Below are 7001 nucleotides of genomic sequence, written 5' to 3'. Positions count from 1 at the left end.
GGCCGGAGCATCCCCCCGCAGCACATCCACCAACGACCAGTCGACCCACCGCTCAAGCGCCACCGCACACTCAGCGATCCGCTCCGCGAACACCGCCGAGGAGTCCAGGAGTTCACGGCCCATCCCCACCCACTGCGAACCCTGCCCCGGGAACACCACAACCGTCCGCCCCGCACCCACCGCGCTGCCAGTGACCACACTGGGATGAGACTCACCCCGCGCCAGCGCACCAAGCCCCGCCAACGCCTCCCCCTCGGAGTCGGCCACGATCACCGCACGCTCGGACAACACCGCCCGCTGAGCGACCAACGCACCCGCCACGTGCGGCAGTGCGCCCGGGTTCTCCCCGACGAACGACACCAGCCGCTCCGCCTGCCCCACCAGCGAACTGGGACTCCGTGCCGACACCACCAGCGGCACCGCAACGGGCGCAGCGGGCAGTTCCACGCCGCTCTCTGCCGTCGGCGCCTCGGCGGGGCCTTCGGGTGACTCCTCCAGGATCACGTGGGCGTTGGTGCCGCTCGCGCCGAAGGAGGAGACGGCGGCTCGGCGCGGCCGGCCCGCGTCCGGCCATTCTCGCGCCTCTCTGAGCAGTTCGACCGCGCCGGCCGTCCAATCCACCTGCGGTGTCGGCTCCTCCACGTGGAGCGTCGGCGGCATGACTCCGTGTCGCAGCGCCTCGACCATCTTGATGACGCCGGAGACACCCGCCGCTGCCTGGGTGTGGCCGATGTTGGACTTCAGCGAGCCGAGCCACAGCGGACGGTCGGCGGGCCGGTCCTGTCCGTAGGTGGCAAGCAGTGCCTGGACCTCGATCGGGTCGCCCAGAGATGTACCGGTGCCGTGGCCCTCGACGATGTCGATGTCCTTCGTCGACAGGCCCGCGTCGGACAGAGCGCGCCGGATGACGCGCTGCTGGGAGGGTCCGTTGGGAGCGGTCAGACCGTTCGAGGCGCCGTCTTGGTTGACGGCGCTGCCGCGCAGTACGGCGAGGATCCGGTGGCCGTTGCGGCGGGCCTCCGACAGGCGCTCCAGGACGATGACGCCCACCCCCTCGGCCCAGCCGGTGCCGTCGGCGGTCGAGGAGTACGCCTTGCACCGGCCGTCGGCGGAGAGACCGCGCTGGCGGGCGAACTCCACGAAGGCGTCCGGGCTGGACATGACGGTCGCACCGCCTGCGAGGGCGAGCGAGCACTCTCCGCGCCGTAGCGCCTGGGCCGCCAGGTGCATCGCCACGAGGGAGGACGAGCAAGCCGTGTCGATGGTCACCGCCGGCCCTTCGAAGCCGAACACGTACGACACGCGTCCCGACGCCACGCTCGACGAGGTGCCGGTCATCACGTAGCCCCGGACGTCCTCGGGGATCTGCCGCAGCCGGGTGACGTAGTCGTGGTGGACGATGCCGGTGAAAACACCGATGTCACGGCCCCGGGCGGAGAGGGGGTCGATTCCGGCCCGCTCCAGGGCCTCCCATGAGGTCTCCAGGAGCAGCCTCTGCTGCGGATCCATCGCGAGGGCCTCGCGCGGCGAGATACCGAAGAGTCCGGCGTCGAATTGGGCGGCGTCGTGCAGGAATCCACCGACTCGGGTGTAGGTGGTGCCAGGGTGGGTGGGGTCGGGGTGGTAGAGCTTGTCGACGTTCCAGTTCCGGTCCCGCGGGAAGCCGGAGAGCGCGTCGCGCTCCTCGGCAACCAGTCGCCACAGGTCCTCGGGGGTGTTGACGCCGCCGGGCAGGCGGGTGCTCATGGCGATGATGGCGATCGGCTCGTTGGGGTCCGCGGGCACGGCCGGTCCGGACTGGACGACTCCAGCCGACACGTTCGCGGCTTCCTCACCGAGCAGTTCGGTGCGCAGGTGCCAGGCGAGGGCGGAAGGGGTCGGGTAGTCGAAGGCAAGGCTGCTGGGGAGGCTTATGCCGGTGAAGTCGTGCAACCGGTTGCGGAGTTTGACGGCGCTGAGGGAATCGAAGCCGAGGTCCTTGAAAGGCTGCTTTTCGTCGAGGGCTTCAGCGCTGGTGTGTCCGAGAACGACGGCCGCGCTCTCCTTCACGAGGTCCAGCAGAACGCGCTGCTGTTCGGTGGCTCCGAGCGCGGTGAGCCGGTGGGCCAGCGATCCGCTCTCGGCGGCCGGACGTCCCACAACCCGTCGGACGAATGGACCGTCCTCCGTCGCCCGTGCCTCGCGAAGAGCGGGGGCGCCGACGGCGGCGGCGATAGCGGTGCCGTCCATGCGGCCCAGGGTCAGTGGTCCGAGCGCTGCGACTGGTTCACCCGTGTGGTCGGCGAGCTCCACGAGGTGGCGTCCGCCCTCTACAGGCGTGGCCCGCAGCCGCAGGGCGGTGGCGCCCTCGGCGTACACGGCCAGGTCGGCGCAGCTGGTGAGATCGCGCTCGCTCTCACCGGTGCGGTCGGCCAGGAGGCGAATGACGGTGTCGAGGAGGGCGGGATGGAGGGTGAACCCCGCGGCCTCGTCGACGAGTTCCGGAGGCAGGGAGACGTCGGCGAAGAGCTGGCCGTCTTGTTCCGCCAGGCCGTGTATTCCTCGTACCCCGCGGATGTCGAGGAGGTCCGCCGGGGCGTCGGCTCCGGTGGCCGGCCAGGTGCGCAAGTCGAAGGATGGCGTGGGCAGGCCGGGCCGGAGCAGTGCGCGGGCGTGGCGCGTCCAGGTGCTGTCCTCGTCGCCGGCCCGCCTGCTGTGGACGACGACCGGGCGCAGCCCGTCCCGGCCGGGGACATCGACGTGGACACGGAGCTGGAGGTGGCCGTGTTCGGGCACGGTCAGCGGGGTGTCGACGATGATCTGCTCGACGGCACCGCTTCCCGCCTCGGTTCCGGCGTGGACCAGCAGGTCGAGGAGTACGGCGGCCACAACGGTATCGGTGCCGGGTTCGAGGAGCCGACCGAGGGCACGCCGGTCGAGCCGCCCGGTGAGCACCACACGGGTGCCGCCGTCGCCGACCGGGCTGACGTGGTCGTCGTCGGGGATCTCGACTGCCGTGCCGAGAAGCGGGTGCCCGGTGGGGCGGGCGCCGAGCGCCTCGGCGTCGGTGGCGGTGGTCTCGGGCTCGACCCAGTACCGCTGGTGCTGGAAGGCGTACGTGGGCAGCTCGGTACCGATTGCTGTGGCCGGGATGCCGAGGAGAGCGGACCAGTCGATGTCCGTGCCGCGCACATGCAGTTCGGCGAGTGCGGTGAGGACGGCGGTCTCCTCCGAGCCGTCCTCGCTCAGGGTGGCGAAGCAGCCCCGGTGGTCCGTGCCGAGAGTGTCGAGGGCGAGGGCGGTCAGGGCGCCGCCGGGTCCGACCTCCAGGAGTGTTCCGGCACCCTGGTCGCGCAGGGCGGTGACCGCGTCGGCGAACCGCACGGCATGACGCACTTGGTCGGCCCAGTACTCCGGGGTGGCGAACTGGCCGTCCCGCGCAGGGGCACCGGTGAGCGTAGAGATGACGGGGATGGCGGCTGGGCGGGGAAGCAGCCGGGCAATGACAGCCCGGAACTCGTCGAGCATCGGGGCCATCAGTGGCGAGTGGAAGGCATGACTGACCTTCAGGCGTTTGGTTTTCCGGCCCTGTTCGGCCAGTCGCGCGGCCACGTCGAGGACGGTGTCCTCGGCACCGGAGAGCACGATGGCGCCGGATCCGTTGACTGCGGCGATCGCAATCTCGCCCGTGGCCCCCTCCAGCAGTGGTGCCACCTCGGCCTCGGTCGCCTGTACGGCGACCATTGCGCCGCCCTCGGGGAGGGCCTGCATCAACCGGCCGCGGGCGGCGACCAGTTCGCCTGCCTCCGCCAGGTCAAGGACGCCGGCGGCATAGGCGGCAGAGATCTCGCCGACCGAGTGACCGGCGACCAGGTCCGGACGTACACCCCAGGAGGCGAAGAGGTGGAACAGAGCGGTCTCCAGGGCGAAGAGACCTGCCTGCGTGTACAGGGTACGGTCGAGCAGTGCGGCCTCCGCCGTGCCGGGCTCGGCGAACACCACCTCGCGCAGCGGACGCTCCAGATGACCGTCCAAGTGTCGTTCAACAGCCTCGCACGCGGCGGTGAAGGCGTTCCGGAAAACCGTGTGTCGTTCAGCGAGTTCGCGGCCCATGCCGGCCCACTGGCTGCCCTGCCCGGTGAAGAGGAAGGCCAGCTTGCCCTCAGAGGGGCTGCCGACGACGGTGCCGGCAGTAGGCGTGCCGTTGCCGAGCGCGCGCAGCGCATCGGCAAGCTGCTGCCGGTCGGTGGCCAGCAGGACCGCCCGGTGGTCGAGCTGGGCACGAGTGGTGGCCAGCGCGTGCGCGGTGTCGACGAGGGCCAGCTCAGAGCGTTCCTCGACGAAGTGAGCGAGGCGCCCGGCCTGGGCGCACAGAGCCGCCGCTGTCCGGGCCGACACGGGCACGGGCACGGGCAGACGAGCGGAACCTGACGATACGAGATCTGTGGCGGGTGCCGCATCGGCGGCATGCACCTGGTCGGGAGCGGTTGCGGATCCGATGCCAGGTGCCAGTTCGTTCGTCGCCGCCCAGCCGGAGACCTCAGCGTCCACCACCGGCGCCTGCTGGATCACGATGTGCGCGTTGGTGCCACCGATGCCGAAGGACGAGATGCCGGCGCGCCGCGGGTGCCCGTTCTCGGGCCACTGGCGGTTCTCTGCGAGCAGTTCCACCGAGCCCGTGGACCAATCCACGTGGGTTGAGGGCCGGTCCACGTGCAGCGTGCGGGGCAAGACGCCGTGCCGCATCGCCATCACCATTTTGATGACGCCTGCCATACCGGCCGCGGCTTGCGTGTGCCCGATGTTGGACTTGACCGAGCCGAGCCACAGCGGGCGGTCGGCGGGTCGGCCCTGCCCGTAGGTAGCGAGCAGCGCCTGCGCCTCGATGGGGTCACCGAGGACCGTTCCCGTGCCGTGCCCCTCGACCGCGTCCACATCCGATGTCGACAGACCGGCGTCGGCGAGCGCCTTGCGGATCACCCGCTGTTGTGAGAGTCCGTTCGGCGCCGTGAGTCCGTTGGACGCACCGTCCTGGTTGACCGCGGTGCCTCGGACCACCGCGAGGACCTGGTGACCGCGGCGGCGTGCGTCGGAGAGCCGTTCCACGAGGAGCACGCCGACGCCCTCGGACCAGCCCGTTCCATCCGCGGCGTCGGCGAAGGCCTTGCAGCGGCCGTCCTGGGAGAGGCCGCGCTGCCGGGAGAACTCGACGAAGGTCTCCAGGTTGCCCATGACCATCACGCCGCCGGCGAGGGCCATGGAGCACTCACCCTGCTGAAGGGCGCGGGCCGCCATGTGGAGGGCGACGAGCGAGGACGAGCAGGCAGTGTCGATCGTGACGGCCGGGCCCTCGAAGCCGAACTGGTAGGCGATCCGGCCTGAGATGACGCTCCCGGAATTGCCGGTCAGGCGGAAGCCTTCGATGCCGGACGCGTGGTGCGTCCGTACGGTGTAGTCGTGGCTGTTGACGCCGACGAAAACGCCGATGTCCTGCCCGGCGAGCCCGCCCGGGTCGATCGCGGCGCGTTCGAACGCCTCCCAGGAGGTTTCCAGGAGCAGCCGCTGCTGGGGGTCCATCGCGAGCGCCTCGTTCGGTGAGATCCCGAAGAAGGCAGCGTCGAAGCCGGTCGCGTCGTCGAGGAACGCTCCGTGCCGTACGTAGGTCTTGCCGATGCTGTCAGGGTCGGCGTCGTAGTGCCGGTCGATGTCCCAGCCGCGGTCGTCGGGGAACTCTCCAATGGCGTCGACGCCCTCGGCGACCAGCCTCCACAGGTCTTCAGGGCTCTCCACACCGCCGGGGAAGCGGCAGGCCATCGCGACGATGGCGATGGGATCGTCGGAGAGGGCAGCCACGGTGGCGGTGGTGTGCTCCTCAGCGCTCCGCTCCTGGCCGTCGCCCCACTGGTCGTCGTCACCGAAGAGCCGTGCACGCAGGTGGTCGGCGAGCAGCGTCGGCTTCGGGTAGTCGAAGACGATGGTGGAAGAGAGGCTGAGAGCGGTCGCGGCCGCGAGCCGGTTGCGCAGCTCGACGGCGGTCAGCGAGTCGAAGCCGGCGTCCTTGAAGGCACGGTCGGCGCGGATGGCGTCAGCGCCGGAGTGGCCAAGCACCTGGGCTGCGTTCCGGCGGACGAGGTCCACCAGTGCCTCTGTGCACTCCCGCTTGCCCAGGCGGTCGAGCCGCTGACGCAGGGAGTCGGATACGGCCGTGCGCGAGGACGCGACCGCCGGCCGAGGAGCAGGCGCGAGGCCGCGCAGCAGCGGTGCTAGGGGAGTTCCGGCGTGGGCGGACGCCCTCAGTGCGGGCAGGTCGAACCGGGTGGCCACGAGCGCGGCAGGGGTCTCGTCGCCCGCCCGCAGGGCCGTGTCGAGGAGCGCCATGCCCTCTGCTGCGGAGAGCCCGACCATGCCGAGACGCCGGGTGCGGTGCAGATCTGTGGCACCGAGGTGTCGGGTCATGCCGCTGGCGTCGTTCCAGTAGCCCCATGCGAGGGAGGTGGCGGGCAGGCCGGAGCGGCGGCGGTGCAGGGCGAGGGCGTCCAAGCAGGCATTGGCGGCGGCGTAGTTGCCCTGACCGGGATTGCCCAGGACTCCGGCGGCGGAGGAGAACAGCACGAACGCCGCGAGATCAGCGTCCCGGGTCAGCTCGTGCAGGTGCAGCGCGGCATCAAGCTTCGGCCGCAGGACGACATCGAAACGCTCCCGGGTCAGGGCCGTGACCACACCGTCGTCCAGGACTCCAGCGGTGTGAACCACGGCGGTCAGCGGGTGCGCATCCGGTACGGCGGCCACAAGCGCCGCGACAGCGTCCCGGTCGGCGGTGTCACACGCGGCAACGGTGACGCTCGCACCAAGACCGGTCAGTTCCTCGTACAGCGCCGCCGCTCCTTCGGCGTCCGGTCCGCTCCGGCTGGCCAGCAGCAAGTGCCGTACGCCGTGTTCGCTCACCAAGTGCCGGGCGAGGAGACTGCCGAGCGTCCCCGTGCCGCCCGTGACAAGGACGGTCCCGTCCGGGTTGAGCCCGC

The 7001-nt window shown here is 70.9% G+C and carries 1 protein-coding gene; it reads right to left on the bottom strand.

The annotated features are described in order from the left end of the window. Nucleotides 1–7001, bottom strand: a 7001-nt coding sequence (locus AB0958_RS44050) for an SDR family NAD(P)-dependent oxidoreductase (RefSeq protein WP_366896109.1), incomplete at both ends; no start/stop codon positions are given.

The sequence above is a fragment of the Streptomyces sp. NPDC006655 genome (assembly GCF_040703965.1).
In the GTDB taxonomy this organism is placed as follows: Bacteria; Actinomycetota; Actinomycetes; order Streptomycetales; family Streptomycetaceae; genus Streptomyces.
The sequence above is the reverse complement of the archived record's forward strand: the minus strand, read 5'-3'. Positions and strand labels throughout refer to the sequence as shown.